The following is a 26,307-nucleotide window of genomic DNA, read 5'->3' as shown; positions in this document are numbered from 1 at the left end:
AAACTACTAAAATTCTCCGCTCATTTTATCTTTATAGTTACTTAAACTATTTTTTCGCTCTTCTAAAAATGAGCTTAGTTTTTTCTTGTTCTCTTCAAAAAATATAGCAAAATCCTGCTCATTTTGTATCTTGTCTTCACCAAAGCTATCAAGCATTACATTTGAGCTACCAACTATCACTAAATAACGCCTATTTTCATAGCTTAATAGCATTAGCTTATTCGTGCGATCAAGATACTTTTCATATATTATATTGACGTTACTATTTTGATTTTTAAGTAGCCAGTTCATTGATTTTGTATCATTTTGAGACTGATTTCTAGGTGTTTTAAACCCGCTAAAATCATTACTCTTTGAAGTAATATATCTTTTAAATACATATAAAAATACAAGAAGCGCAATAAGCACACTTAAGACTATAAAATACCTTGAGTCTATATTCAGCATAGGCTCTTCATCTATCTTTGGAGTACTAGGGGTCTCTATTTTTGCACTAGCTTGAGGCATATTTTGTATTTGAGGTTTTGCATTTTTTAGAGTTACACGAATGCGGAGTCCAAAACTATCAGTCGTCTTTGAAGCATTTACGATAATAGCATCATTTGAGCGCAAATTTAAGACAAGCGAGTTTTGCTTTGGCTCTATCTCAAGCTCTTGAATAATCTTTGAGTTTATATCTTTACTGGCACTTTGATCGTAATTTAGCGAATTTAATATCAAAGATGTTGTGTCTTTTTCTCGCTTTTGAAAGATATTGCCCTCATACGGCGCATCAAAGCTAAGCATGATATCAACCCTGTCGGTGCGCTCATAGATGTTGTATGTTAGCAAGTTTGAGGCAAAGATCTGCGTAGCAAAAAGCACAAAAAATAGTACAAATTTCATAAAAGTTCTTTTTTGAAGTACTGAATAACTGACTTTGAGTCCAAAATTTCATTTATCCTGATGGCTAAATTTTTCTCATAAACCATTACTTCGCCTTTTCCAAAAATTCTATTATTTATATATAGCTCCACGCTCTCGCCAGCTGGTTTTTCGAGGTCTATGACCGAGCCAGCTTCAAATTTCAAAAGCTCATTTATGCTAACTGTGGTAGTTCCTAGCTCAGCTATAAAATCAACGCTTATATCCATAAGCTCATCATAGCTCTTAAAAAGCCCTAGCTGTTCTAGCGTCTCTATCGCACTCTCGTCGTTCATTGTATATCGTAGCCTATTTGAAATGTTCTATTTTTTATTTTATATACAAATTTCTCTTTTAGCTTTATGCCAAAATTTTCAACTTCGCCTAAAAATTCAGGCGTTCCAAGCTTATAAGCATTTGGCTCTTTTTCATTTAGTAAATTTTTAGCTTTGCCAATGATCTGATTTGCTATCTCTTTACAAAGATCGTCTAGATCACCACCATCAACATCTTCGTGACCAAAAAAGACATTCATGAAAATTTTCAAAGTATCTTTTTTAAAAAATAGGTAAAAATGATACTCGTTTTTGCCCTTATAGACTGGTATGCTAGCTCCGTAAAATCCTTTGCCTAGACTCTTGCCAAACTCTAAATCTAGCCCTAAAGTATCCTTGCAAAGATAGCTTGTAGCTTCATCTATAACTTTTCTCATATCTCTTCCTTAAGACTTGAAATGCATTTTCAATTATACTTTGGCTTTACTAAATTAGCTATAAATTTATTAAGCATTTTAAAAGAGCTTATCTATCTCTTTTACTAGCTTTTCACCGCTAAATTCGGCACAAAGCTTAACTATTTGCGTACCTATTATCGCTCCATCAGCATATTTTTTCACTTCGCTAACATCATCTTTATTTTTGATACCAAAGCCCACAGCCACTGGCAGATCGCTCTTTTTCTTAAGCTCTAGGACCAAATTTTTTATCCTATCTTCATCAGCCCTTTTTGAGCCGCTAACACCGATCGCACCAAGAGCGTAGATAAATCCTGAGCCAAATTTCAAAATTCCATCCGCCCTGCTCCCAGAAGTGACGCTAATAAGTGGTATCAGGCTTAAATTTAGCTCCTTACATTTTAGAGCAAATTCCTCGCACTCCTCGCAAGGCAGATCCGGCACGATAAAGCCGCTAACTCCAGCCTCAACTGATCTTTTTAGAAATTTATCAACGCCGTAAGCAAAGATGATGTTGTAATAGACCAGAAAAACAAGTGGCTTTGTCACTTTTGCCTTACAACTCTCAAGCATATCAAAGACAATATCCGTATTTACGCCATTTTGCACCGTCTCAAAGCTAGCTTGCGCGATGAGTTTTCCGTCAGCCAGTGGGTCAGAGTAAGGGATGCCGATCTCGACTAGATCAAGTGTGCTCTCATCTAAATTTTCTAAAAATTCCTTCGTTTTTTCTAGGCTTGGATATCCGGCCACGATGTAGCCGATGTTTGCCTTTTTGCCGTTAAATGCGCTTCTAACCTTATCCATAAATTTTTCCTTTTTCGTAGCCGATAACTGTGTTTATGTCCTTATCGCCCCTGCCTGAGATATTTACGACGATAACGCTTTTTTTATCAAGTTTTGGGCAAAGCTTCTCCAGATACGCCACCGCATGCGCGCTCTCGATAGCTGGGATGATGCCCTCCATCTTGCTTAGAAAATACAAGGCATTTATGCACTCATCGTCGGTCACGGCTTCGTATTTTACCCTTTTAATGTCGTTTAGATGGGCGTGCTCTGGACCGATACCTGGGTAGTCTAAGCCTGCTGAGATGCTGTGAACTGGCGAGATCATGCCATACTCATCTTGCAAAACCGTCGTTTTCATGCCGTGGATGATACCGGTTTTGCCTTTGCTAAGCGTAGCAGCGTGATAGGGCGTCTCTATGCCAAGACCGCCAGCCTCAATACCTACTAAATTTACGCTCTCATCGTCCAAAAACGCACTAAAAATGCCAATAGCATTACTACCGCCACCAACGCAGGCGATGACGTAGTCTGCCTTTTTGCCATAGTCTGCAATCTGGGCTTTGGCCTCTGTACCGATAATGCTTTGGAAGTCACGCACGATCTTTGGGTATGGGTGCGGACCAACGGCTGAGCCAATGACGTAAAATGCACTCTCTATCTCATTTACCCACGCTTGTATGGCTGCTGTAGTCGCCTCTTTTAGCGTTTTTAGCCCGTCTTCTACGCTCACCACCTTTGCGCCAAGAAGCTGCATACGAAAGGCATTTAGCTGTTGTCTAGCCACGTCTGTAGCTCCCATATACACATCACACTCCAAGCCCAAAAGTGCCGCTGCAGTCGCTGTTGCCACGCCGTGCTGACCAGCTCCAGTCTCAGCTAAAATTTTCTTTTTACCCATTTTTTTAGCAAGCAGTGCTTGAGCCAGTGCGTTATTTATCTTGTGCGCGCCAGTGTGGTTTAGATCCTCTCTTTTTAGGTAAATTTCATGTCCATAGTGCTCGCTTAGGCGCTTTGCAAAAAAGAGCGGACTAGGCCTGCCAACGTAGTTTTTCAAAAGATCATCAAGCTCATCTTTAAACTCTTTTGTCTTTGCGATGCTCTCATAAGCATTTTCTAGCTCATCAAGGGCAAACATCACCGTCTCAGGCACGAACTGCCCGCCAAATTTTCCAAAATACGCCTTGCTATTCATTTTTATCCTTTACTTTTAATTTATTCTGTTGTTTGATATCCTACAATTTCCAACCCACTACTCTATTTTTTCTACCTGTTCTTTTTGTAAATACTTTTGCAGGTGTGCTTTGTTTAGTAAGTACAGAAGAGAAAGGATGTCTTTTGCAGTCTTTTGTTTTTCAATTTCGCTAATGCAAGAGAAAAAATCAAGAGTTTTTGTTTTATCCTCTGCATGACTTTCACCGTGCAAAACCAAACGATACATTAAATTTTCAAAATAAGCTTGTTGTTCTAGGCTTAAATTGACTACTATTGCCTTATCTCTCGCAATGTCTTCTATGCCACACTGATAATTAAATGTACCAAAGGCTTCTAGTACTTTTCTCATATTATTGCCAATATTTACATTTTCTGATATAGAGTTATTTGCATAATCATAAATTTCGTTTAAAAGAGTTTTATATTCCGAATACTTTTTACCAAAGTCCACAAATTGATGTTCTTTGAGCTCTTTTTGTATAAAAATAACATCTTTCTTATTTCTGTTTTCTCGTTCATCATAAAATTCTACTTTTGGCAAATTGTTTATAATCTTTTGCATATCAAACGCACTCATCAAATCATGAGTTAAAATTATCATCTTACTTTTATTGCAGCCAGTCATAATTTTATGAATTTGGTAATTTAAAAACGACATTATCCCAACTCTATTTTCAAAATCAAAGCTAGAAATTGGATCATCTATAACTATAAATTTTGGTTTTGTATAAAATTCCTCACTATTTTCGCCTTTGAAAATTTCGGTAAAAAAATAGCTTAATGCAATGGCGTTTCGCTCGCCGGTCGAGACGTCTTTGGCTTTTACTCTATTGCCGTTTGATTTTAAGACATATTGCCCTTGATTTTCGCTAAGTTCAAGCCTACCTTCTTTGAAAAATATATATTTTAGATGTTCATTAATCTTATCTTGAGCTATATTTATCTGCTCCTTTTGAGCATTTAGTTCTGAAATTTTACTACTTATACACTCCAGTCGTCTGTCATTGTGATATTTTTTACTATTTAAGGCCTGCATAATTCTTAGCTTTTCTTCATAATAGTTAAAATTATCTTTTATCTCGCAATAGGTTATTTGTTTATTCAATCTTTCAAGCTCTTGTTTTAGCTCGTTTGCTCTAGCTTTTTGTGTCATAAAAGCTTGTCTTTTTTGCTCAAGCTGATCTAAATCTCGATTCAATTCATTAACTAAGTTATCAAAATTTGCATCTAAATTTAAGGCAACGAATGGATTTTGTATCTTTTGATTTAGTTTGTCTGTGACTTCAGTTTGACAAATTTCAATTTGCATTTTTATAGCATCAAACAAATCTTCATCTAGCTTACCAATATCTGATAATTTTTTTAAATCATCCAGTAAAATTTGAATTTCTTGTTTCTTATTTTCTAAATTCGTCCGATGGTTTTGTATCTCTGGATTAAAAATAGCTTCTAAACTTGATAAAACTTCTTTTTTATACTCATCTGTTAGTTTTTGAAAACAATATGGACAAATATTGCTATCGCCTTCCATTATATTTTTTGTTATTTGGTCGCTTTGTATAATTTGTTTTATTTCTTCTTCTCTCGGACTTAATTGTTTTTGTTCTACTCGGTGTAGCAAAAGCTGCTTAATGTCTTCAAAATTTAACTTTTTTATATCTTCCGAAAAATTTAAATCGCTTTGCATATCTTCGTAGGATTTAAGTTTTTCATCAAAGTTATTTTTCAGCTCATCTGTACTTACATCTGTTTCAAAATGATCTATGATATTTTTTGCGAATTCTATTGTTTTATTTTGTAAATTTCTATTTGTATTTCCTAAAATATTTTTCTCTCGTTCGGCAAAGTTATCTTTTAAGCTTTTTATTATGTCATACTTATATTTTTCAGGATTATCTGTATTTTGTATATCACTATATTTTTGAAAATCTTCTTGATATTTACTTTGTCTTCCTTTTAATTTTTCATTAATCCTTTTTGCTTTTTCAAGCTTCTCATCTATATCTTTCGCTTTTCCAAGTAAAACTATCGCGTCTAAACCATTATTTTTAATTTTAACTTTACTATTTACATACTCTTCATTAAATACAAAAATATTCTTTTTCTGATCTTCGTTTGTTAAATCTACTGCTGCGCCGCTTTTGTCTATAATTTGGCTAGCAATAAGAGATTGATTGTTTTGTTCGACGGTATCAAAAGCTTGAGAAATAGTACTTTTACCGCTTCCGTTTTTGCCATAGATTAAACAAAATCTATGGTACTCTTTCTCAAAAAAATTTAATTTTACTTCACTTTGAAAGCACTTTCCCTGAATTTTTATGCCACAAAAATTACTAAACATTGTATTATTCACTCCAATGTGTTGTTAAATTTTACTACATTTAAAATTCTCTCTATCTTTTGCGTATCTTTTATGCCGTTTTCATTTTCGACTTTGGAGTTGATATCGACTAGATATGGCTTAAATTTGAGCGCTTCTTTTATATTGTGCTCGCCTATGCCCCCAGCCATGCCGAATTTAAATTCTGCCTCTTTTAAAATTTCCCACTCAAAGCTAGTGCCGTTTCCGCCAGCATTTTCGCCCTTGCAGTCAAAAAGCGCCATGTCAAAATGCTTAAAATCAACCTCTGGCAATCTATCTTTCACGCTAAAAACCTGCCAAACCTCAAGTCCCATATCTTTTAAATTTGCACCTAAATTTTCACTCACCACTCCATGCACCTGAGCCACGTCAAGACTAGCAAACTGGCAAATTTCAATTATCTCACAATCACTTTGCTCCGCAAAAACACCGACAACTTTTTTGCCCTTGCTGTGAGCAAATTTCGCTATCTGCCTAGCTAAATTTAGCTCGACCTTTCTTTTACTTTTGGCAAAGATTAACCCTATAAAATCAACATCCAAAGCACAAACCGCACTTGCCTCATCTAGCGTTTTGATGCCACAAATTTTAACTAGCACCATTAGCCCCAGCCTTTATAAACTCTTCATAAAATTTATACGCCTTACCAGAATTTATCGCCTCAAGCACCATTTTTTTGGCCTCGTCCGGGCTCTTTGCGCCATCAGCTGCATAAAGCGCAAACATCGCGTTAAAGACAATGATGTCAAATTTCGCCCCCTGCTCCTCGCCTTTTAGCGTGCGGATCAATGTTTTGGCGTTTTCTTCAGGTGTGCCACCCTCGATATCGCTGTGAAGCGCTCTTTTAAAGCCAAACTGCTCTGGCGTGATGCTATACTCAAAAATTTCTCCATTTTTTAGCTCCACAACGCTTGTTTCACTACAAAGCGTGATCTCATCAAGTCCGTCATCGCCGCGAACGACCAAAGCGTGCTTTCTGCCAAGGATCTTAAGCGTCTGGGCGTAGAGCTTTAGCACTGGTTTGTGATAGACGCCAACTAGCTGATTTGTAAGGTTCAAATTTGGATTTAAAAGCGGTCCAAGTACGTTAAATACGGTCCTTATACCAAGTCTTTGGCGCACTTCTCTCACCTCGCCAACTAACGGATGAAAAAATGGTGCATGGAAAAAGGCTAAATTTTTACTAGCTAAATTTTCACGCTGTTTTGCCAATGATTTTTCACTTTTTACGCCTAAAATTTCAAGCACATCAGAGCTGCCTGACTTGCTTGAAACTGCCTTATTGCCGTGCTTTGCGACCTTTATGCCAAGGCTTGCAAGGATAAATGCCACAGTAGTTGAGATATTTATCGTCTTAAAGCCATCGCCTCCAGTACCGCAAAGATCGATCATAGGCGTATCGTCGCGGTAAGTTTGCGAGTATCTTAGGATATTTTTTGCAAGCGCAGCAAGGCTTTTTGGATAGAGGCTCTTTTCGCTAATGAGAACCAAAAGGGCTGAAAGCTGCACTATCTCGTACTCTTTGCTGGCTATTATCTCGCAAATTTGCTCAAAGTCGCTATCGTCAAGCGGGATATTCTCTTGAAGCTTGATAAGATATGGCTTAAGAGAGCGAATTTTTGGCTCTTTAACCTCATCTTTTGCCTTATAATTTACAAAATTTTCAACGATCTTTTTACCGTATTGTGTGAAGTAGCTCTCTGGGTGAAACTGGATGCCAAAGATCGGCTTATCTTTAACGCTAAGTGCCATAACTACGCCATCATCGCTCACCGCATCAGCACTTAAGCTAGCTGGGAGCTCATCGACATAAAGCGAGTGGTAGCGCATAACCTCAAAGCGCTCAGGCAACCCAGCAAAAAGTGGCTCTTTGTTTTTCACGTCGATAAATGAAGTTTTGCCGTGTAGTGGGTCATCTAGTCTTTTTATCTTCGCGTCAAAACTAAGCCCTATAGCTTGGTGTCCAAGGCAAATTCCAAGCACCGGCACGCCAAGGTCTGACCCCAAAATTTCTAAACAAACTCCGCTATCTTTTGGGTGCTTTGGCCCTGGGCTTAAAATGATCTTGCTTGGGTTTAGTTTTTTGATCTCGTCAAGCGTGATCTTGTCATTTCTAACGCATCTAACCTCTTCATCTGTAAGCTCTTTTACATATTGCTCAACATTAAAGACAAAACTATCATAATTATCTATTAGTAAAATCAACCTATATCCTTTAAATTTAGCAGCGGTTGAGCCTTGGCTAAATTTCTATAAATTTAGGCAAAATTATAACTAAAAGAAAGTTTAATTAGGCTTTTGTACGGCTCTCGTAGGCTTTTAAAAGTGAAAGCATATCGACGTTTTCTAAATTTACACCAGTTGGCACACCTTGAGCGATCTTGCTAAATGAAATTTCACTCATGCCAAGCTTATCCTCAACGTAAAGCATAAGTGCGTCAGAATTTAACCCCGGCGTAAAGGCAAAAACGACCTCTTTTGAGCCATTTTGTTTGATAGCATTTCGTAGCCTCTCTATGGCGTCCTCGTTGATCTCGTCAAGTACAAAATAAAGTCCATTGTAGATGCCATTTTGCTCAAAGACTAGAATATCTTTTGGGCTCTCAACTAGCAAAATGACCTCACTGTCCCTACTCTCATCGCTGCAAATGTCACAAATTTCATTTTCGCTTAGCCCACCGCAGCGCTCACAACGTTTGATAAACCTTACCGCGTCTTCGATATTTTGAGCAAGCCTTAGCCCTGCAAAGCTATCTTGCATGCAGACAAAATAGGCAAACCTTGCGGCTGATTTTTTACCGACACCAGGGAGCTTTGCAAAAGACTCGGTTAGCTCGTTAAATTTTTCTAAGCCTCTTTTCATGCTCGCTTCGCCTTTGATCTAAGTAAAATTCTAAATACATGATAGCCATCCTCGTAGTCGTAAACAAGCTCAAATTTTTGCATCTGACAAATTTGTTCAATGATATAGAGTCCAAGCCCCATACCGCTTCCTGCACTCACCTTATCGCCACGCACAAAGGCTTGTTTGTAGTAGTCAATCGGATGATTTAGCTTTTTGCCTAAATTTTTAACCGCTATAAATTCACTATCGCAGATCAAAATAGCCTTTTTATCCTCTGCGTATTTTAGGGCATTGTCTATCAAATTTTTAATCGCCAAACTAAAAAGCTGAAAATCCACTCTTAAAATGACATCGTCTCTGATATCACAGCTCACTCGCTCTTCAAATTTATCAAGCATGAGCATATCCTGCACCTGCTCTAAAATGAGCGAGAAATGGCACTCTTGGTAGTTTAGTGCGTAGCTTTTAGAAAGGAGCTGCTCGACCTTGCTAAATTCATTTATCAGCATCTCAAGGCGCTCGAAAACGTTTATGAGCCTCATCTTTTGGGTCTCATTTGCGACCATTTCAGAGACGATCCTGCCCTTGCCAATCGGAGTCTTTAGCTCATGCATGATCGCGCGCAAAAATAGCTGCCTTGAGCGGATGAGCTCTCTGATCTTGCAAACAGCATTATCAAACTCAACAGCGACTTGTCCGATCTCGTCTTGCTCGTTTTCATTTAGCCTAGCCGTCATCGCCATTTCCATATTTCCACTGGCAAATTTCCTAATGTCTTTACTAAGCCTTCTAAGCGGCGAGAGACTTCTAAGAACAGAAACATAAAGTGAGATGAGAAGGGCTGAAACTATCAAAAATGCGACCCAAAGCGGATCATTTACGTGTCTTGCGTCGTTACTTTCAAGAAGTAGCTGAAAAGATGGGTTTTTAATAAGCAAATACAAATCGCCTTTATAATTAACCGATTGCACCACTCCAAGAGGCGTGTGCTGTGTAAAAACAATAGTCCCATTTGTAGCTATTGAAGTGGCTAAATTTTTATTTCCAACATACTCTAAATAAAAATTTTTAAAATAATGTTCTAAATCTCTTGGGGGATTTCCGCGTTCATAGAGTGCGACAAGGTAGTTCATCGCACTTATTTGTCTATCCTTTAGTTTTTCTAAAGCGCTTTCTTGCTGAATGTTTGCAAAGGTTACAAAGAGCAAGCACATCAGCGAGAAAGCTATGGCAAAGATAATAGTTATCTTCGTAGTTATGGAATATTTCATCCGATAAGCTTATATCCTATGCCTCTTACTGAAAATATATGTTTTGGGGCTTTTGAGCTATCACCGATTTTTGATCTAAGGCGTCCGATAATAACATCTAAGCTCTTTGAATCTTTATCTTTTAGGCTTTTGCAGTTATAAACTAGCTGTTCGCGTGATACTGAAAAGCTGTGTTGCTTAATGAGATAAGTTAAAATTTCATACTCAGCTGGAGTAAGCGCTAACGGCTCATTGTTAAAGTAAATTTCGTGACGCTTATCATCAATCCTAAATGCGCTATCAACGACCTCTTCTTGTACTTCATTTGTCTTTTTATATCTTCTTATAAGACTTGTGATACGAGCATACATCTCTTTTGGATCGTATGGTTTTGGCAAATAATCATCAGCACCAAGCTGAAGTCCAACAACCTTATCGCTAATATCGCTTCTAGCTGAGCTTATGATGATAGGAATGTCGTATTTTTGGCGAATTTCTTTACAAACCTCAAGCCCATCAATACCTGGTAAAGTAAGATCAAGTATTAGCAAATCATAGTTTTTTATCCCGGCACTAAGTCCTAAATAAGGGTCTTCAAAATTCGTAACTTTTATATTAAAACTATCAAGATATTCAGATAAAATTTGTGCAAATTCTGGATCGTCTTCTATCATTAAAACATTAACCATGAATTATCCTTTTTATTAAAAATAGTAGAGATTATACGGCAAAAATGTAAATTCTTTTTTAAATTTAAACTTTTTTGGGTAAAATCCCATATTTAAAATAAGCTTAATTAACAAGGAAAAATGTGGAATTTGACTATTACGAAATCCTTGAAATTTCAAGAAATGCAAGCGGAGATGAGATCAAAAAAGCCTTTAGAAGGCTTGCTTTAAAATATCATCCAGATAGAAATTCTGGCGACAAAGAGGCTGAACTAAAATTTAAACAGATAAATGAAGCTTATCAAGTTTTAAGCGACGAGCAAAAACGCTCTATCTACGACAGATACGGCAAAGAAGGCCTTGAGGGTCGATTTGGTAGCGGTGGCGGATTTAGTGCCGATTTTGATCTTTCAAATATTTTTGACTCATTTTTTGGTGGCGGTTTTGCAAGTAGTTCTAGGCAGAGAAAAAGATACTCTGAAAAATACTCAGCCGATCTTGAAATTCCTATAAATTTGGAGTTTAACGAAGCTATTTTTGGTTGTGAAAAAGAGATAAAATTTGATCAAAAAGTGCCTTGCCCAACATGCAATGCAACTGGCAGTAAAGATGGCAAGAGCAAGACTTGCCAGTACTGTGGCGGAAGTGGCAGGATAACACGCGGAAATGGCTTTATGAATATCGTCCAAGAGTGTCCATATTGCCACGGAAGCGGTGAAGTAATAAGTGAGCCTTGCCCTGATTGTAACGCAAAAGCTTATAAAATCCAGCAACAAACTGTAAAGATTACTATTCCTGAGGGTGTTGATAGCGGCATGAGAATGAGAGTAGCTGGCAAAGGCAATATCGGCACAAACGGCGTTCAAGGCGATCTTTATGTAAGTATAAACGTAAAAGAAGACAAGCATTTCATTCGCCACAACGACGATGTTTATCTAGAAATTCCTGTCTTTTTCACGCAAGCTATACTTGGCGAAAGTATAAAAATTCCAACTCTTCGAGGAGAAACTGAGCTAAAACTACCTATTGGAGCAAAGGATAAGCAGCAATTTATCTTTGAAAATGAAGGTATTAAAAGCGTAAATTCGCGTAAAAAAGGTAGGCTCGTAGCGCAAATTTCTATTCAAACGCCTGAAAAACTAAGCGATGAACAAAAAGAGCTTTTAAATAAGCTTCAAGCTAGCTTTGGCATAGAATCAGGTAAATCAAATACCGATGAAAGCGTCTTTGATAAGATAAAAAGCTGGTTTAAAGGCGATGAACCAAAAGGCAAAAAGAAAAAATAAATTTAAATTTGTGGCGTTAAATTTAGCGTTACAAATTTCCGCGAAATAAATTTCCCAAATATTTTTAATATTCACAAAAATGAACGAAAATTTTAAAATTTTTGAGTAAGTATATCGCAGCTCTAAATTTACTCAGTTGCAAGCTCCAAATAATAATCAAGCTGATCGCGTCTGATGATACGTATAAGGTTCGTGCTACCCTCAACGCCCGTAGGGTGACCGGCCGTGACAAGATAAGTCTTGTCGTGTTCAACATATCCCTCTTCATACGCCTTTTTCATGACATTTGCTAAAAGTGAGCTAAGCTTTGTTTTTTCTAGTACAAGCGCTGGCGTAACACCCCAAGCAAGGGTAAGCATGTGTGCCGTTTGTTCATCGTGAGCAACTGCAATGATGTCGATATTTGTGCGGTTTCTAGCTAATTTTATAGCCGATTTTCCTGAGCCAGTGATTGAGATTAATGCATCTGCTTTTATGCGAACAGCAAGAGATGCGGCGCTACTTGCCACCATATCAGTCTCGTCAAAAAAGTCAAACTCATCAAATTTATTATATGGATAGATGCTTTGAGTTTGGATGATCGTTTTACTCATCGCCTCTACGACTGCGACTGGGTTTTTACCGATCGCACTCTCCTCACTTAGCATAACAGCATCAGTACCGTCTAGCACGGCATTTGCCACGTCGCTGATCTCCGCTCTTGTAGCAGTTTCATGCTCTGCCATGCTTAGCATCATCTGCGTTGCAGTAATGACTGGCTTGCTTGCTGCATTTGCTTTTTTGATGATGAGCTTTTGGATAGTTGGAACCTTATAAAATGGCACTTCTATGCCAAGATCGCCACGAGCTACCATGATACCATCACTCTTTGCAATGATGTCGTCTATATTTTCAACTGCGTCAAATTTCTCGATCTTAGATAAAACGGCAGCTCTTGAGCCAAATTCTTTTAAGATATTTTTTGCCTTTATTACATCATTTGCATCTTGCACGAAGCTAATGGCGACAAAATTTACGCCATGCTTTGCGCCAAATTTCATATCTTCTTTATCTTTTGGTGTGATGATCTCTATGCCAAGGGCTGTATTTGGGAAATTTACGCCTTTATTTGAGTTTAAAATTCCATCATTTTCAATGATAGTTTTTACTATTTCTTTGCCTTCACTAATGACCTTTGCTCTTATAGAGCCATCATAGAGATAGACATACTCGCCAACCTTTAGCATTGGCAAAATTTGAGGCTGATTTAGACTTACTTTATAAATTCCTTTTCCCACTTTTTCACCGATGATCTCATCAGCATGGATACTAAGTTCATCGCCGGCCTTTAGATAAAATGGCTCACTAAGCTTACCAACTCTGATCTTTGGGCCACAGATATCTTGTAAAATTCCTATTCTTTTATTTAGCTTTTTTTCGATATTTCTTATCTTGTCAATGTTTGATTTATGGTATTCGTGTGTCCCATGGCTAAAATTTAAACGAAAGACATTAACACCCGCTTTTACCATCGCTTCCATTGTCTCTTCATTATCACTTGCTGGCCCCAAAGTAGCTACAATTTTTGTCTTTTTTATCATTTTATGCCCCATAAATTTGATTTTTGCGATTATAACACATTTTAATAATGTAATTTTTTGTATAATAGGCAAAATTTCAAAGGAGAAGATATGAATAAATTTTTATTAGCGTCTCTTGGTTTAGCAGCTGTTGCTTGCGTTGCTATGGGAGATGATAAAGTTTATAAGCTAAAGCTTGCTAGCTCATGGGAGAGCACTATGCCAGTGCTTGGTGATGTGCCAAAAGAGCTAAAGGATAAAGTTGAAAAGATGAGTAATGGCAGACTTGAGCTAAGGATTGATTATCCATCAAAGCATAAATCACCTTTTGCGATGCTTGATTTTGCTAAAAGCGGTCAATACGACATTACCTACACAAGTAGCTATTATTATAAAGGCAAAGATGCTAAAACTATATTTTTTACAGCAACTCCATTTATGATGAATACTGACGAGCAAACAGCTTGGTATGAATTTGGCGGTGGTAAGGAGCTTGAGGCAAAAGTTTACGATCCATACAATATCAAAATTTTTAGAGCTGGAAATACCGGCATGCAAATGGGTGGCTGGTTTAAAAAAGAGATAAAATCACTAGATGATATCAAAGGCTTAAAGATAAGAATTCCAGGCTTTGGTGGTGAAATTTACGCTAAACTTGGCGCTAACATCAATACTATCCCAACTGGTGAGCTTTACATGGCTCTTGAGATGGGAACGATCGACTCAGTCGAGTGGGTAAGCCCAGCTTATGACATGGCGCTTGGCTTTCACAAAGTGGCAAAATACTACTACACAGGCTGGCAAGAGCCAAACGGTGAAACTCAGTTTTTCTTTAATAAAAAATCATACGAGAAGCTTCCAGATGACCTAAAAGCGATCTTTGAAGCAGCTGCAGCTGAAGTAGCAAGAGATGCAAATACAAAAGTATTTTATTCAAACGTCGAGTACTGGGATAAAATGAAGAGCGAGTATCCAGACATCCAAGTAAAATCTTTCCCACCAGAGGTCATCGCAGCTCTTAAAAAGGCTACAAACGAGCTACTTGATGAAGAGAGTGCAAAAGATCCACTATTTAAAGAGATCGTCGAGTCGCAAAGAGCTTTCCTTAAAAAAGCAAGAGAATGGACTAAAATTTCAGACTACGCTTATATCAAAACAAACGAATAGTAAAATTTAGCAGGGATCTTCCCTGCTTTTTATATTTATTCTAATTACTTTCAATAAAAATTTTAATCAAAACGTTTTTATACAAGCCATAATTTTTTACAAAAATAAATACTGGCGGCTATTATAGATAGAAAATTTCTCTCATTGAGCGCTCTATCTTTGACTCATCGAGTGTATTGTTAAAAAATAAATTTAGTGCCAAGACCGCTTGATATAAAAGCATATCAGCGCCATCTTTTACGTCAAGGCTATTTTGCTTGGCCATTTTTAAAAATGGTGTTTGTTTGCCATAAATCACATCAAATGCGAATTTAGCATCTTTAAAAATGCTTTTTAAAATTTCTTTAGGTGCTGGTAAAAAATCATCCTTTAGGCCAGCAGAGGTTGAGTTAATGACTAGATCAAATTTTTGCTCTTCGTAGTTATCCCAGCTAAAGCATTTGTACTCATCTTTAAATTTCTCAAGCCTATCTTTGCTTCTATTTAGTATGCAAACATCAACGCCTTGTTCTTTTAATGCATAAGTTATGGCATTTGCAGTACCGCCTGCTCCAAGGACAATAGCTTTTTTTATATCTTTAAAATTTTTTATTGCTTTTAAAAATCCAGGCGCATCTGTATTGTATGCATAAATTTTGTCATTTTTAAGCACAAGCGTATTTGCAGAGCCTATTTTACGGGCTACATCTGAAGCTTCATCGGCTAAATTTAAAGCCCACTCTTTATGTGGAAGTGTTACGTTTGCACCGTTTAATTTTAAGGATTTAAATTTATTGATTAATTCGCTACCATCTTTTAGCAAGACTCTTGTATAAAGTGCTTTTAAGCCCAGGTCTGCAATGGCTTTATTGTGCAGCCTCGGAGATACCGAGTGAGCTATTGGATCTCCAAAGACTGCGAATGTTTTCATTTTGCTCTAAAGATAAAAGCGTCTTTATTGATATCTTTTCTAATATCGCCTACTACTTTTTGAAGCGTTTTTTCATCAAATGGACCAACTAAAATTTTAGTCAGTTCACCAACTTTTATAGTCTTGTAACTATATCCCTTAGCAGCGATCTTCTTCATATATTCAGCATTTGGATTAAATTTACTAGTCACAAACACTTGAACGTAAGAGCCTTTTGTGGCAGGTTCACTTTTAGCTACTTCAGCTTTTTTGTCCGTTTTTTCTATTTTGGTTTCAGCCTTTTTTTCAATCTTTTTATCTACTTTATTTTCAGTCTTAGCTGGTTTTGCCTCACTCTTTTTATCAGTAGCTGCTACCTTTTCGACTTTTTTAACTGGAGCATCTGCCTTTGTCTCAGCTTTTTTTGCTGGTATTTCAGCAGGCTTTTCGATAGGCTTAACTATCTCTTTTGGCTCTTCAGTTTTAGAAACAGGCTTATTGTTTTCTTTATCTTTTAGCTTTTTGATCATATCTTCAAATTCATCTTGTTGCTTATTTTCAGGCACGATCGGTACTTGCTCAAAAAGCTGTGTATCGCCTTTTTTATTGTCTGAATTTGTATCAGCTATCGGAGCTTGTCTATCTACTGGCTGCTCAGCTGGTACTGGAGGAAGTACTAGTCTCGAATCAGCTTCATTTTGAGCTTGTGAAGGATCGCTTGAATTTACTAGCTTCATAGCCACTACAATAATCAAAAAAAGTATAATAAGAGCTGCTATAAATATCAGAAGTTTTTTTAGCTTCAATCCTCTTGCGTCATCATCTCTTTCTAAAAGAATATCTTTTAACTCATCGTTTTCCACTTTTTATCCTTAATTACATATATTTTGACCAACTTGCCCCGCGCTCTTTTTGATAGAGCTTATAAGGTAAAGTTAGTATGTTAAATTCTTTTGGCATATCGATATTTGGAAACATCCTCCACTCTTTAGGCAACTTCTGTGAAAGCTTTGCGTTGAGCACGTTTGCTAGCTGGCAAGCCTCATTTAGCGTAGTGTGACCTTTATGCACATAAAGATGTAGATGGCCTGGTGTCTTGCTCTCGTAGGCTGTAAAATTTATAAAGCCCTCTTCTCTTAAAAGAAGCTGTGCTTTATGCCAAAATCTATCAGGGGTTCTGCCGTTATAGTCAAAGACTATATTTTCAACTTTATCGTATGCATTTATTAAAGAGTGCGCGATAACGGACTTACCCTCTTCATGCTCTTTCATAATATTATAGGTCAGTGGCTCGTTGATCTTTTCAAATTTATCAAAGAAAATTTTGCCTCTATATTCTATTTTATTAACGATCGTATCACGCTTGATATAGTAGTGAGTTGTAATAATCTTTATAAGTGCCGTATCAATACTTTGCATCAAAATGTCGCTTTATCATAGATTATAAATTTATGAGCAAGTTCAACTAGCTCAGCTTTTGTCTTCTCTTGCAAAGATGTGTTGTTTATGTCGCTTAGCACGTCAGCTATTTTGTTTGCTATTAGTTCAAACTCAGCTTCTTTCATGCCACGAGCCGTAAGCGCAGGACTACCAACACGTATACCACTTGTGATAAATGGGCTTCTTGTCTCACCTGGAACCGTATTTTTATTTACTGTTATGCCTGCATTTCCAAGAGCGATATCAGCGTCTTTACCGCTAAAATCTCTATTTAAAAAGCTCATTAATATTAGGTGGTTATCGGTACCGCCGCTCACTAGATCAAAGCCTCTTTTTATTAATACTTCACCTAATTTTTTAGCGTTTGCTTTTACTTGTTTAGCGTAAATTTTCCACTCAGGGCTAAGGTTGTGCTTAAAGCCAACTGCCTTTGCTGCGATAACATGAACAAGTGGTCCGCCCTGGATGCCTGGAAAAATAGAGGCATTTATCTTCTTAGCATACTCTTCGTTGTTTGTCATAATGATACCGCCTCTTGGGCCTCTTAGGGTTTTATGGGTGGTCGAACTTACAACGTCGCAGTATGGGAAAGGACTTTGATGCTCACCAGCAACAACAAGACCAGCGATATGAGCAACATCTGCAAAGAGTATCGCCCCAACAGCGTCAGCTATCTCACGGAATTTTTTAAACTCGATCTCTCTTGTGTATGCACTTGCGCCACAAACGATCATTTTTGGTTTTACTATCTTTGCGATATCCATGACTCTATCGTAGTTTATGCGGCCATCAAGCTCGACGCCATAGAAAAAGCTCTCATACATCTTGCCAGAGCTACTGACCTTTGCACCGTGTGTTAAGTGTCCACCATGGCTTAGATCCATGCCTAAAATTTTATCGCCTGGATTAAGTAAAGCGCCATAAACACCTTGATTTGCCTGAGAGCCTGAGTTTGGTTGAACGTTTGCAAATTCACATCCAAAAAGCTCTTTACATCTATCAATCGCTATTTGCTCGATCTCATCGACAAATTCGCAGCCACCATAATATCTCTTGCCAGGATAGCCTTCAGCGTATTTGTTTGTTAAGATTGAGCCCATTACTTCCATAACTTCTGGATATGTAAAATTTTCACTAGCGATCATCTCAAGGTGATCACATTGGCGTTTTAACTCTAAATTTACTAGATCGTAAATATCCTTATCGTAGCTTTGCAAACTCATTTTTCATTCTCCTTTATCTCATTTTTAAGTGGTCTCATCGCTGGGAAGAGCACAACATCGCGAATTGATTTTTTATCCGTTAAAAGCATCACGAGCCTATCGATGCCTATACCCTCGCCTGCAACTGGTGGCATGCCGTATCCTAGGGCCTTTACATAGTCCTCATCCATCTCGTGTGCCTCATCATCGCCTGCGTTTTTAGCATCGATTTGAGCTTTAAAGCGGTTGTATTGATCGATTGGATCGTTTAGCTCGTTAAAGCCATTTGCTAGCTCGCGACCAGCGATAAATAACTCAAATCTCTCAGCCACATCAGGATTTGCGTCACTTCTTCTTGAAAGTGGACTGATCGAAATCGGATAATCAATAACAAAAGTTGGGTGTATAAGCTTGCTCTCTACATAGTTATCAAATAGCTCAGCCTGTAAGTGACCAAGATCAAGCTTCTCATTTGCTTCAAGGCCATCAGCTCTTAGTTTTGCTAAAATTTTATCTTTGTCGTTTATGATATTCTCATCTAGTTCACCGATCTCAACGAGAGCTTTTTTGTAGCTTATTCGCTTAAATGGCTTACTAAAATCAATTTCCATGCCATCAAAATTTACAACTTTTTCCATATCTAGCTTGTCTAAAATGACATTAAAAAGATCCTCTGTAATGCCCATTAAATCGTGATAGTTATGGTATGCCCAGTAAAACTCTATACTTGTAAACTCAGGATTATGAGTAAGGTCCATTCCTTCGTTTCTAAAATTTCTATTCATCTCATAAACGGCTTCAAAGCCACCTACTATAAGGCGTTTGAGGTATAATTCCGGCGCGATCCTTAGGTATCTCTCGACTCCAAGGGCATTGTGAAAAGTGATAAATGGCTTGGCGTTTGCGCCACCTGCTATTGGGTGCAGCATCGGTGTTTCAACTTCTAAAAAGCCTTTTTCTTCAAAAAATCTTCTAATCGTACTAATAATCACTGAGCGTCTTTTAAAATCAGCTCTAACTTCAGGGTTCATTATCATATCAAGATATCTTTGGCGATATCTTGTCTCAACATCAACTAGGCCATGATACTTCTCAGGAAGTGGGCTTATCGACTTTGAAGCAAGGCTAAGCTCGCTTACATGCATAGAAAATTCGCCAGTTCTTGTTATAAATGCATAACCTCTAACATAGACGATATCGCCTATCTCTACGTATTTTTTAACGATTTTAAACCACTCTGGATCAAGCGTTTTATTACTAAAGTAAATTTGTAAATTTCCATCTTCATCTTCAATATTTGCAAAAACCGCTTTTCCAGCATCACGAATGAGTTTTATTCTACCTGCAAGACCTACTAGCTGACCTTCGGCCTTTTTCTCTTCTGTATCATTAATGTAGTTAAATTTTAGTCTAAATTTAGAGATATTCATATCTCTTCTAAGAAAATGCGGATATGGATTAATGCCTAAATTTCTTAGTTCGTCTATGCTTTGTAGTCGTTGAATCTCATGTTGATTGTCAAATATCACCTTACTTTCCCTTTATATTATTTTTTGAGCATTTTTCACAAATTCCATAAAGCTGCATCATATGACCAGTTAGTTTAAAGCCATGATCTTTTGCGATACTGATTTGTCTTTTTTCTATCATTGGATCTTCAAATTCTATGATAAGGCCGCACTTTCTGCATATCATATGGTCGTGATGTGGCTTTGTGGCAAGCTCAAATTTTTTACCTTGCGAACCAAAGCTGATTGATGTCACCATTTCTGATTCTTCAAGTAGATTTAGTGTTCTATAAACAGTTGCGATACCAATATTTAGCTCAGGGTGCGTTTCTTTTATAAAAAGATAAAGTCTTTCTGGAGTAAAGTGTTCACCATTGTTGTATAGCGTTTTTAGTAAAATTTCACGCTGTTTCGTGTATTTTAAACCATTGTCGCGAAGCACTCTTTTGAATTTCTCAAGCAACGCATCATATTCTAAATTTTCTATCATTTTATTCCCCTTTTGTGATATTAGAGTCGGTATTTACACTAGCATTTGCATCCATTGAGATAAATGCGTCAGTTTTATTTGTATCCATTGGTCTTGCCACTATCTCATCTAACTCACTTTTGATATTTTTCACATCAAGATTTGTTATCCATTTGCCAGTTTCTATCAAAACCGGATAGACTTTACTATTCGCGAAATAAGGTGCAATTATATTATTTAGTGAGGTGCCAGATATTACAGCAACTACTGCCGAAAATGTTAAGAAAATTTTTCCACTTCCCATAACAAATCCACCAAGTCTATCCAAAAAACCAAGTCCGCTTACTGAAACTATTTTTGATAAAAATTTACCAACTAGCAAGCAAACTATCCAAAAAACCAACCAAAGAGAGATAAATGCGACAAACTGTAAAAATGAAGGATTTTCAAATTTATATATATTTTTAGTTATAAACTCACCAGATAGATCTGAAAACCTGCTAGCTATAATTAAGCCGCCGATAAGTCCGATAAGCCCGAAAGCTTCTTTGATAAGTCCATTTAATATGCCTTTTATGCCAAGCATCAAGACAAGAGCAATAATAATAATATCAAACCACGTTACTAAATCCATTATATAGTTCCTATTAAATTTTGAAGTTCTTGCTGGCTAGTTGAATAAGCTAGCGCATTTTCTTTTGTAATCTTACCATCTTTTAGTACTTTCATCAAAGACTGAGTTTGCGTACTCATGCCAGTTTGTTGCTGGTTTAGCTGCATCTGAGAGTAAATTTGATGTATTTTATTTTCACGTATCAAGTTTGAGATAGCCATATTGTTTATTAAAATTTCATGCACAGCGCACCTTCCACCGCCTATCTTTGGGATCAGACTTTGTGAAACGACAGCAGTTAGCGAAACACTAAGCATATTTCTTACTTGTAATTGCTCGCTTCCATCGAAACTATCAACGATCCTATTTATAGTTTGAATGGCCGAATTTGTGTGAAGCGTACCAAATACTAAGTGTCCTGTCTCAGCCGCCGTGATAGCCGTTGAAATCGTTTCCCTATCTCTCATCTCGCCCACAAGTATGATATCTGGATCTTCGCGAACCGCAGATTTTAGAGCCCTTGAATAAGAAGTTGCGTCAGTGCCGATATTTCTATGAGAAAATAGAGCTTTTTTATTATTATGCACAAACTCGACTGGATCCTCAATTGTAATAATATGCTTTCTATAATTTAAATTTATCTCATTAAGCATGGCTGCAAGAGTTGTTGATTTACCACTTCCTGTCGGTCCAGTAACCAAAATAAGACCTTTTTCACGCTTAATAATGTGTTTAAAAATTTGTGGGGCATTTAACTCATCAAGAGATGGGATATTGATTGGGATTATACGAAAAGCAGCAGCTAAATCACCATTCATGGTATAGTAATAGTTGCCACGAAAGCGACCAATATCTGGAAGCTCGATCGCAAAGTCAAGCTCTTTATTATTCTCAAGTTCACTTTTTTGTTCATCAGTAATCAAAGCAAAACATAAATTTTCTATATCCTTACCACTTAATATGCCAAAATTAATGGGCTTTAAAGCACCATCTACTCTTATTTGAGGCTCAGATCTTGAAACAAGGTGAAGATCGCTTGCCTTATCACTCACAACAGTTTTTAAAAGTGTTTTTATATCGCTAGCAAGATTATTAAGGTTATTATCTTCTGGTATTTTTACACTTAAATTCTTTGCCTGAAGCTGTTCGATTAGATCCATATTTTTACCATTATTCTATTATTTTTGGTACAGCAAAAAAATGCCCTTCACGTGAAGGAGCGTATTTCAAGATCGTATCAATCACATCACTTGGTCTTGGCTCATCTTCTCTTAAAGGTGTGCCACCTTTTATAGAGCTAACTACAGCTTCATCACTACTTAGATCAAGTTCATTTAAAATATCAACAAAAGATACAATCTCGCTTAGTTGTTTTTTTACTTCTTCTCTTTTTTCATCACTGATTTGTAAGGCAGAAAGTTTTTCTAATTTATTTAAAAGAGTGTCATCTATTTGCATTATATAAGTAACCTTATTAATTAATTTTGAGCCATTATATCACATTCAAGCTTTAATTTTGGGATAGTTTTAATTTAATTATGTTAAAATCTGCGAATTAAAATTTTTTAAAAATAAAGGAAAAGCGTTGGCTATAAAAGAAGATCTAACACAGATAAAACAAGAGATTGGTGCTCAAGAACAGTTTTTAGAAAGCATGATCAAAGGTGAGCGTTTCTTTAGAAAGTATAAAAAATTTATGATAATTGCCATTATTGTTGCTGTCATTGCAATTATTGGATTTTATTCGAACAAAATAATAAATGATAATAGAATTGAAGATGCAAATTTGGCTTACTCAAAGCTCATTTTAAATCCAAACGATGCAAATGCCTTAAGCATTTTAAAAGAAAAAGAACCAAATTTATATGCACTTTTTTCACTTCAGCAAAAGCTTGATAAAAATGAGACAAATGGCATTAGTGAGCTTGCAAATTTAAAAGTAAATCCTATAGTAAAAGATATCATTCTTTCACAAAATGGTAATGCAAACACTCAAATTTTAAGCGAATATAGCACGCTCTTAAAAGGTTTTGAGCTTTTAAAACAAAACAAAATCAAAGAAGCAAATGATGAGTTTAATAAAATTTCACTCGACTCTCAACTTCAAACTTTAGTTAAAAATTTAAAACACTATCAGGGAATAAAATAATGAAAAAAATTACTCTTTTCTTGGCTTTTGCCTTGGCTTTAGTTTTAAGCGGATGTGGCACAAAAAGACAATATTTCGAGCCAGCTCAAACCTCTGGCAAAATTTCTTTGTCAAAAGATATGCCATCTTATATCAAATCAGCAAATGCAAATGGCGCCACTCTTGATAACGGCAATATTATCACCAAAAATGGCCTAAATACAAACATCAAGTTGCCTGAAAATTTTAATTTCTTAAATGAAAACAACGGCTTTATCATATCAGCTAGTATAAATGGCGATCTAAATGTGACAGATCCTAGTGGACACAGCGTTTATAGCAATAAATTTCCAACAGCAATCGTTGCTGCTTCTCTTGATCAAAACCTATTAGCAGCTATCAGCACGGCAAACCACATCTATCTAATAGACATAAATACCGCAACAACAATAATGGAATATAGCTCGTCTAATATAGCAGCGGTTGATTCAAGGGTCGTAGCACCATTTTTTATGAGCTCGCTTATCGTTTATCCGGCATTAGATGGCAAAATTTATATAGTACAAAAAGAGACTGGTAGAATTTTACGTGACGTGGTCGTAAGCTCTGAAAATTTCTTTAATAACATCATATTCTTAGGCGTTGAGGGCGATAATCTAATTGCAGCAACAGCTAAAAAACTTATCGTCATTAACCCAAGTCAAACAGTTTATTACGATGGCGAGATCAAAGATGTACTGGTTAATAACGATGAAATTTATATCTTTAAAAAAGATGGTACGATCGTAAGAACAAATCTTATGTTAAAAGAGCAAAATAAAGTAAATTTCAAATTTGCCATCTTCTCAGCAGCTACTATTATCAATAATAAGCTCTACGTAATCGAAAAAACAGGCTACGTTATAAAGACAAATTTAGACCTCAGTGGAGCTGAAATTTATGAGTTTAGCGATGAGATAAAAGATAAAAGTTTTATGGGCAATGGTGCCTTTTATTATGATAATGAACTTGTTAATTTAGGGCAATGAACCAAAAAATTTGGGAGCTTTTTGAAGCCAGAAAAATTCTTTTAAAAGATATCAAAGCACTTAACACAAGTGAATTTAGCACAAAAAAGACGCTTGATATCTTTTGGGGAGTGGACAATAAGAGCTTTTACAATCTTGTCTTTTTAAGAACAGCAAAAAGTAGATTGCTACGCAAAGAGGCTTTAGAGCTTGAAGAAATTTCTAAAAAAATAGAGATAAAATTCCAAACAAACCTAAGAAAAAAAACTATATTTTATAGCTCTGGCATTTGTTCTAAAGCCTTAAAAGAGCTACAAGATAATAATTGGCGATGTTATGATTTTGTGTAATATAGGCAATACTAACGCTACATTTTTAGAAGATGGCAAAATCTCACGTATGAAAATTTCTGAGTTTAAAAGCTATAAACCAGAGAAAAAAGTATATTTTATATCCGTAAATGATGAAATTTTAAATATTTTAAAAGACAATAAGATATTTGTGGATCTAGAACCATTTTTTACTATTGATACGATATATCAGGGTCTAGGCGTAGATAGAATCGCTGCATGCTACTCTATAAATAATGGCGTAATTGTTGATGCTGGAAGCGCGATAACGGTCGACATTATGGCAAATTCTATCCATCTTGGAGGATATATCTTGCCAGGCATTTCAAGTATGCTAAATGCCTACAAAAGTATCTCGCCACGACTTGATATCACTATAAATTCACAAATTGACATAGATGCTCTACCACAAAAAACAGCTGATGCTGTAAGTTATGGCATTATTAAACCAATAATAACTCTACTAGATAAGCTAGCCGGTGACAAAAAAGTCTATTTTACTGGTGGAGATGGCGACTTTTTGTCAAAATTTTTTAAAAATGCTATTTGCGACAAGATGCTAGTTTTTCGTGCCATGCAAAAGCTAATAACTGAAAAGAAAGATATGATAATATGATAACAGTAGCACTACCAAAGGGAAGAATAGCCGAGGCAACACTAGAAATTTTTAGAAAAATTTTTGGTTCAAGTTTTTTATTTGAAGATAGAAAACTAATCCTTGAAGAAGGAAATTTTAGATTTTTAATGGTTCGCAACCAAGATATCCCAACTTATGTCACTGAAGGTGCAGCTGATATTGGTGTAGTGGGGCTTGACGTGCTTGAAGAGCACAAGCCAAATGTTGTAAGGTTGCTAGATTTGAAAATCGGACAGTGTAAAGTTTGTATTGGCATAAAAAACGACTCTGAACTAGATCTAAACCAGCCGGAGCTAAAAATAGCCACAAAAATGCCAAATATAACAAGAAATTATTTTACGAAACAAGCCGTAGCTGTAAAGATCATCAAGCTTTATGGCTCGATCGAACTTGCACCATTAGTTGGCTTAAGCGACGCGATAGTTGATGTAGTCGAGACTGGCTCAACCATGAAGCAAAATGGACTAAAGATCGCTGGTGATATTATGCAAAGCTCAGCTTATCTAATAGCAAATAAAAATAGCTTTATCATTAAAAAAGATGAGATTTTAGAACTTTATAAAAAAATCAAAGAAGAAATTTAAAGTCTTGCTGTCTCATCATAAAGTACAAAAATTCCTTTAGTAATATAAAGTCCAACTATTCACTTATAAATTCTTTTAGAATAATGCATTGATAGTCACTGACATACTTTTCATATTAATTTATCTTAATAGATTAGTACTGACATACAAATAACGATCTAAACGTAACAAAAATAGTAGTCTCCAACGAGCCAAGAGCCAAATATAAGCTAAAGCCTCATCACGAGTATCTAAGCTTTGATTGCATTGATTGCCATCAAATTAAAGCAATGAGTCCTAGCAAATTTAAAGCGATCGGTGATAATGGTTGCACTAGCTGCCATACAAATGTGATAGATAGTAACAAAATATCAGCACAAGTTCAAAAGATGCATGCCCACTATAAAAAATTTCTTGGCAGTGATAAAGAGCTAAAATGAGTAAGCTGTAACTATGGATGCAGGACATAGCGCTGGCTTTAGAAATTATCTTGAGCACTGAAGCCAACATATAAATTTTATGAGAAGAATATACTAGAGCAAAGAATCGATGATAAGAAAAATTCTTCAAAGATGAGTATAAACCTACAAAATAGAAAGAGAAATTTTTAAAATAAAAGGCCGATAAGAATAATACAAAACCTGTTGTTTGGTTAACGAGATAAGTCTAAACTTTCTATTAATCAGGCAAGCAATTTAAGCTTACCTTATTCTACTTCTTACATAAA

Annotated in this window: 29 protein-coding genes; 8 read left to right on the top strand and 21 right to left on the bottom strand. The window is 36.3% G+C overall.

What is annotated here, in order from left to right; translation table 11 throughout:
- Positions 1 to 6: 6 nt before the first annotated feature.
- The 11 genes from F3G69_RS01265 to F3G69_RS01215 form a co-directional block, all read right to left on the bottom strand.
- Positions 7 to 885: an excinuclease ABC subunit A gene (locus F3G69_RS01265; protein ID WP_149714184.1), complete on the bottom strand. Its 879-nt coding sequence runs from the start codon at positions 883 to 885 to the stop codon at positions 7 to 9.
- Positions 882 to 1,199, bottom strand: coding sequence for a flagellar motor switch protein FliN (gene fliN, locus F3G69_RS01260; protein WP_021091807.1), 318 nt, complete (start codon positions 1,197 to 1,199; stop codon positions 882 to 884). Before fliN ends, F3G69_RS01265 begins: the two co-directional genes overlap by 4 nt.
- Complete coding sequence (locus F3G69_RS01255; protein WP_149714183.1) at positions 1,196 to 1,615, bottom strand: chemotaxis protein CheX; 420 nt, start codon at positions 1,613 to 1,615, stop codon at positions 1,196 to 1,198. Before F3G69_RS01255 ends, fliN begins: the two co-directional genes overlap by 4 nt.
- A gap of 78 nt (positions 1,616 to 1,693) precedes the next feature.
- Complete coding sequence (gene trpA / locus F3G69_RS01250; protein WP_149714182.1) at positions 1,694 to 2,443, bottom strand: tryptophan synthase subunit alpha; 750 nt, start codon at positions 2,441 to 2,443, stop codon at positions 1,694 to 1,696.
- Positions 2,436 to 3,617 carry a tryptophan synthase subunit beta gene (gene trpB / locus F3G69_RS01245; protein WP_149714181.1) on the bottom strand — a complete coding sequence of 394 codons (1,182 nt, stop codon included), beginning with the start codon at positions 3,615 to 3,617 and terminating at the stop codon, positions 2,436 to 2,438. Before trpB ends, trpA begins: the two co-directional genes overlap by 8 nt.
- 57 nt (positions 3,618 to 3,674) lie before the next feature.
- Positions 3,675 to 5,978 (bottom strand): AAA family ATPase, encoded by a 2,304-nt coding sequence (locus F3G69_RS01240; RefSeq protein ID WP_149714180.1) that lies wholly within the window; start codon positions 5,976 to 5,978, stop codon positions 3,675 to 3,677.
- Positions 5,979 to 5,986: 8 nt separating this feature from the next.
- On the bottom strand, positions 5,987 to 6,601 hold the full coding sequence (locus tag F3G69_RS01235; RefSeq protein WP_103600202.1) for a phosphoribosylanthranilate isomerase: 615 nt from the start codon (positions 6,599 to 6,601) through the stop codon (positions 5,987 to 5,989).
- Positions 6,588 to 8,204: an anthranilate phosphoribosyltransferase gene (gene trpD, locus F3G69_RS01230; protein ID WP_103600201.1), complete on the bottom strand. Its 1,617-nt coding sequence runs from the start codon at positions 8,202 to 8,204 to the stop codon at positions 6,588 to 6,590. Before trpD ends, F3G69_RS01235 begins: the two co-directional genes overlap by 14 nt.
- Before the next feature lie 85 nt (positions 8,205 to 8,289).
- A complete protein-coding gene (recR, locus tag F3G69_RS01225) occupies positions 8,290 to 8,862 on the bottom strand; it encodes a recombination mediator RecR (RefSeq protein ID WP_149714179.1) in 573 nt (190 codons plus the stop codon).
- Complete coding sequence (locus F3G69_RS01220) at positions 8,859 to 10,115, bottom strand: ArsS family sensor histidine kinase (protein WP_149714178.1); 1,257 nt, start codon at positions 10,113 to 10,115, stop codon at positions 8,859 to 8,861. Before F3G69_RS01220 ends, recR begins: the two co-directional genes overlap by 4 nt.
- On the bottom strand, positions 10,112 to 10,783 hold the full coding sequence (locus F3G69_RS01215; RefSeq protein WP_021091583.1) for a response regulator transcription factor: 672 nt from the start codon (positions 10,781 to 10,783) through the stop codon (positions 10,112 to 10,114). Before F3G69_RS01215 ends, F3G69_RS01220 begins: the two co-directional genes overlap by 4 nt.
- 122 nt (positions 10,784 to 10,905) lie before the next feature.
- On the opposite strand from F3G69_RS01215, the gene dnaJ reads away from it, so the two are divergent.
- Positions 10,906 to 12,048, top strand: coding sequence for a molecular chaperone DnaJ (dnaJ, locus tag F3G69_RS01210; RefSeq protein WP_149714177.1), 1,143 nt, complete (start codon positions 10,906 to 10,908; stop codon positions 12,046 to 12,048).
- Between the two features lie 128 nt (positions 12,049 to 12,176).
- On the opposite strand, the gene pyk is transcribed toward dnaJ, so the two are convergent.
- Positions 12,177 to 13,628, bottom strand: coding sequence for a pyruvate kinase (gene pyk / locus F3G69_RS01205; RefSeq protein ID WP_149714176.1), 1,452 nt, complete (start codon positions 13,626 to 13,628; stop codon positions 12,177 to 12,179).
- A gap of 90 nt (positions 13,629 to 13,718) precedes the next feature.
- Between pyk and F3G69_RS01200 the strand changes: the two genes are divergently transcribed.
- Positions 13,719 to 14,774, top strand: coding sequence for a TRAP transporter substrate-binding protein (locus tag F3G69_RS01200; protein WP_021091622.1), 1,056 nt, complete (start codon positions 13,719 to 13,721; stop codon positions 14,772 to 14,774).
- Positions 14,775 to 14,895: 121 nt separating this feature from the next.
- Here F3G69_RS01200 and F3G69_RS01195 read toward each other — a convergent pair whose 3' ends face one another.
- From F3G69_RS01195 to gatC, 9 genes are read right to left on the bottom strand one after another with little or no spacing between them, the layout of a single operon-like run.
- Positions 14,896 to 15,684 carry a shikimate dehydrogenase gene (locus tag F3G69_RS01195; protein WP_087580338.1) on the bottom strand — a complete coding sequence of 263 codons (789 nt, stop codon included), beginning with the start codon at positions 15,682 to 15,684 and terminating at the stop codon, positions 14,896 to 14,898.
- Complete coding sequence (locus F3G69_RS01190; RefSeq protein WP_149714175.1) at positions 15,681 to 16,526, bottom strand: SPOR domain-containing protein; 846 nt, start codon at positions 16,524 to 16,526, stop codon at positions 15,681 to 15,683. The genes F3G69_RS01195 and F3G69_RS01190 overlap by 4 nt, the downstream gene beginning before the upstream one ends.
- Positions 16,527 to 16,539: 13 nt before the next feature.
- Positions 16,540 to 17,082, bottom strand: coding sequence for a DUF1882 domain-containing protein (locus F3G69_RS01185; RefSeq protein ID WP_085658307.1), 543 nt, complete (start codon positions 17,080 to 17,082; stop codon positions 16,540 to 16,542).
- On the bottom strand, positions 17,082 to 18,326 hold the full coding sequence (locus tag F3G69_RS01180; protein WP_084041231.1) for a serine hydroxymethyltransferase: 1,245 nt from the start codon (positions 18,324 to 18,326) through the stop codon (positions 17,082 to 17,084). Before F3G69_RS01180 ends, F3G69_RS01185 begins: the two co-directional genes overlap by 1 nt.
- Positions 18,323 to 19,831 (bottom strand): lysine--tRNA ligase, encoded by a 1,509-nt coding sequence (gene lysS, locus F3G69_RS01175; RefSeq protein ID WP_223155860.1) that lies wholly within the window; start codon positions 19,829 to 19,831, stop codon positions 18,323 to 18,325. The genes F3G69_RS01180 and lysS overlap by 4 nt, the downstream gene beginning before the upstream one ends.
- 4 nt (positions 19,832 to 19,835) lie before the next feature.
- Positions 19,836 to 20,303 (bottom strand): Fur family transcriptional regulator, encoded by a 468-nt coding sequence (locus F3G69_RS01170; protein WP_021091630.1) that lies wholly within the window; start codon positions 20,301 to 20,303, stop codon positions 19,836 to 19,838.
- Between the two features lies 1 nt (position 20,304).
- Positions 20,305 to 20,916, bottom strand: a complete 612-nt coding sequence (locus F3G69_RS01165; protein ID WP_054197121.1) for a CvpA family protein — start codon at positions 20,914 to 20,916, stop codon at positions 20,305 to 20,307.
- Positions 20,916 to 22,055, bottom strand: a complete 1,140-nt coding sequence (locus F3G69_RS01160) for a type IV pilus twitching motility protein PilT (protein WP_149714173.1) — start codon at positions 22,053 to 22,055, stop codon at positions 20,916 to 20,918. The genes F3G69_RS01165 and F3G69_RS01160 overlap by 1 nt, the downstream gene beginning before the upstream one ends.
- A 10-nt stretch (positions 22,056 to 22,065) precedes the next feature.
- A complete protein-coding gene (gatC, locus tag F3G69_RS01155) occupies positions 22,066 to 22,353 on the bottom strand; it encodes an Asp-tRNA(Asn)/Glu-tRNA(Gln) amidotransferase subunit GatC (protein WP_072594515.1) in 288 nt (95 codons plus the stop codon).
- A gap of 127 nt (positions 22,354 to 22,480) precedes the next feature.
- Here gatC and F3G69_RS01150 point away from each other — a divergent pair, with 127 nt between their 5' ends.
- From F3G69_RS01150 to F3G69_RS09530, 6 genes are all read left to right on the top strand, one after another.
- Complete coding sequence (locus F3G69_RS01150) at positions 22,481 to 23,044, top strand: hypothetical protein (RefSeq protein ID WP_087580345.1); 564 nt, start codon at positions 22,481 to 22,483, stop codon at positions 23,042 to 23,044.
- Positions 23,044 to 24,051 carry an L-seryl-tRNA selenium transferase gene (locus tag F3G69_RS01145; protein ID WP_103588522.1) on the top strand — a complete coding sequence of 336 codons (1,008 nt, stop codon included), beginning with the start codon at positions 23,044 to 23,046 and terminating at the stop codon, positions 24,049 to 24,051. The genes F3G69_RS01150 and F3G69_RS01145 overlap by 1 nt, the downstream gene beginning before the upstream one ends.
- Entirely contained in the window at positions 24,048 to 24,380 is a 333-nt protein-coding gene (locus tag F3G69_RS01140) for a hypothetical protein (RefSeq protein ID WP_107770639.1), read from the top strand. The genes F3G69_RS01145 and F3G69_RS01140 overlap by 4 nt, the downstream gene beginning before the upstream one ends.
- Positions 24,367 to 24,996: a type III pantothenate kinase gene (locus tag F3G69_RS01135; protein WP_103641026.1), complete on the top strand. Its 630-nt coding sequence runs from the start codon at positions 24,367 to 24,369 to the stop codon at positions 24,994 to 24,996. The genes F3G69_RS01140 and F3G69_RS01135 overlap by 14 nt, the downstream gene beginning before the upstream one ends.
- Positions 24,993 to 25,601, top strand: coding sequence for an ATP phosphoribosyltransferase (hisG, locus tag F3G69_RS01130; RefSeq protein ID WP_084109560.1), 609 nt, complete (start codon positions 24,993 to 24,995; stop codon positions 25,599 to 25,601). Before F3G69_RS01135 ends, hisG begins: the two co-directional genes overlap by 4 nt.
- Before the next feature lie 269 nt (positions 25,602 to 25,870).
- Positions 25,871 to 26,020, top strand: coding sequence for a hypothetical protein (locus F3G69_RS09530; RefSeq protein WP_258033584.1), 150 nt, complete (start codon positions 25,871 to 25,873; stop codon positions 26,018 to 26,020).
- The last annotated feature ends 287 nt before the right edge of the window (positions 26,021 to 26,307 follow it).

Origin of the sequence: Campylobacter concisus (assembly GCF_902460625.1) — a bacterium.
GTDB lineage: Bacteria > Campylobacterota > Campylobacteria > Campylobacterales > Campylobacteraceae > Campylobacter_A > Campylobacter_A concisus_AD.
The sequence above is the reverse complement of the archived record's forward strand: the minus strand, read 5'-3'. Positions and strand labels throughout refer to the sequence as shown.

Excerpts from the sequence above, each read along its gene's own strand:
- F3G69_RS01265 (WP_149714184.1), bottom strand. The coding sequence starts at position 885 with ATGAAATTTGTACTATTTTTTGTGCTTTTTGCTACGCAGATCTTTGCC.
- F3G69_RS01195 (WP_087580338.1), bottom strand. The coding sequence starts at position 15,684 with ATGAAAACATTCGCAGTCTTTGGAGATCCAATAGCTCACTCGGTATCT.
- F3G69_RS01170 (WP_021091630.1), bottom strand. The coding sequence starts at position 20,303 with ATGATAGAAAATTTAGAATATGATGCGTTGCTTGAGAAATTCAAAAGA.
- F3G69_RS01220 (WP_149714178.1), bottom strand. The coding sequence starts at position 10,115 with ATGAAATATTCCATAACTACGAAGATAACTATTATCTTTGCCATAGCT.
- F3G69_RS01180 (WP_084041231.1), bottom strand. The coding sequence starts at position 18,326 with ATGAGTTTGCAAAGCTACGATAAGGATATTTACGATCTAGTAAATTTA.
- F3G69_RS01140 (WP_107770639.1), top strand. The coding sequence starts at position 24,048 with ATGAACCAAAAAATTTGGGAGCTTTTTGAAGCCAGAAAAATTCTTTTA.
- F3G69_RS01145 (WP_103588522.1), top strand. The coding sequence starts at position 23,044 with ATGAAAAAAATTACTCTTTTCTTGGCTTTTGCCTTGGCTTTAGTTTTA.
- hisG (WP_084109560.1), top strand. The coding sequence starts at position 24,993 with ATGATAACAGTAGCACTACCAAAGGGAAGAATAGCCGAGGCAACACTA.
- F3G69_RS01235 (WP_103600202.1), bottom strand. The coding sequence starts at position 6,601 with ATGGTGCTAGTTAAAATTTGTGGCATCAAAACGCTAGATGAGGCAAGT.
- F3G69_RS01160 (WP_149714173.1), bottom strand. The coding sequence starts at position 22,055 with ATGGATCTAATCGAACAGCTTCAGGCAAAGAATTTAAGTGTAAAAATA.
- F3G69_RS01185 (WP_085658307.1), bottom strand. The coding sequence starts at position 17,082 with ATGCAAAGTATTGATACGGCACTTATAAAGATTATTACAACTCACTAC.
- F3G69_RS09530 (WP_258033584.1), top strand. The coding sequence starts at position 25,871 with ATGAGTCCTAGCAAATTTAAAGCGATCGGTGATAATGGTTGCACTAGC.
- pyk (WP_149714176.1), bottom strand. The coding sequence starts at position 13,628 with ATGATAAAAAAGACAAAAATTGTAGCTACTTTGGGGCCAGCAAGTGAT.
- trpB (WP_149714181.1), bottom strand. The coding sequence starts at position 3,617 with ATGAATAGCAAGGCGTATTTTGGAAAATTTGGCGGGCAGTTCGTGCCT.
- F3G69_RS01135 (WP_103641026.1), top strand. The coding sequence starts at position 24,367 with ATGATTTTGTGTAATATAGGCAATACTAACGCTACATTTTTAGAAGAT.
- F3G69_RS01240 (WP_149714180.1), bottom strand. The coding sequence starts at position 5,978 with ATGTTTAGTAATTTTTGTGGCATAAAAATTCAGGGAAAGTGCTTTCAA.
- F3G69_RS01165 (WP_054197121.1), bottom strand. The coding sequence starts at position 20,916 with ATGGATTTAGTAACGTGGTTTGATATTATTATTATTGCTCTTGTCTTG.
- F3G69_RS01255 (WP_149714183.1), bottom strand. The coding sequence starts at position 1,615 with ATGAGAAAAGTTATAGATGAAGCTACAAGCTATCTTTGCAAGGATACT.
- F3G69_RS01200 (WP_021091622.1), top strand. The coding sequence starts at position 13,719 with ATGAATAAATTTTTATTAGCGTCTCTTGGTTTAGCAGCTGTTGCTTGC.
- trpA (WP_149714182.1), bottom strand. The coding sequence starts at position 2,443 with ATGGATAAGGTTAGAAGCGCATTTAACGGCAAAAAGGCAAACATCGGC.
- fliN (WP_021091807.1), bottom strand. The coding sequence starts at position 1,199 with ATGAACGACGAGAGTGCGATAGAGACGCTAGAACAGCTAGGGCTTTTT.
- gatC (WP_072594515.1), bottom strand. The coding sequence starts at position 22,353 with ATGCAAATAGATGACACTCTTTTAAATAAATTAGAAAAACTTTCTGCC.
- F3G69_RS01215 (WP_021091583.1), bottom strand. The coding sequence starts at position 10,783 with ATGGTTAATGTTTTAATGATAGAAGACGATCCAGAATTTGCACAAATT.
- recR (WP_149714179.1), bottom strand. The coding sequence starts at position 8,862 with ATGAAAAGAGGCTTAGAAAAATTTAACGAGCTAACCGAGTCTTTTGCA.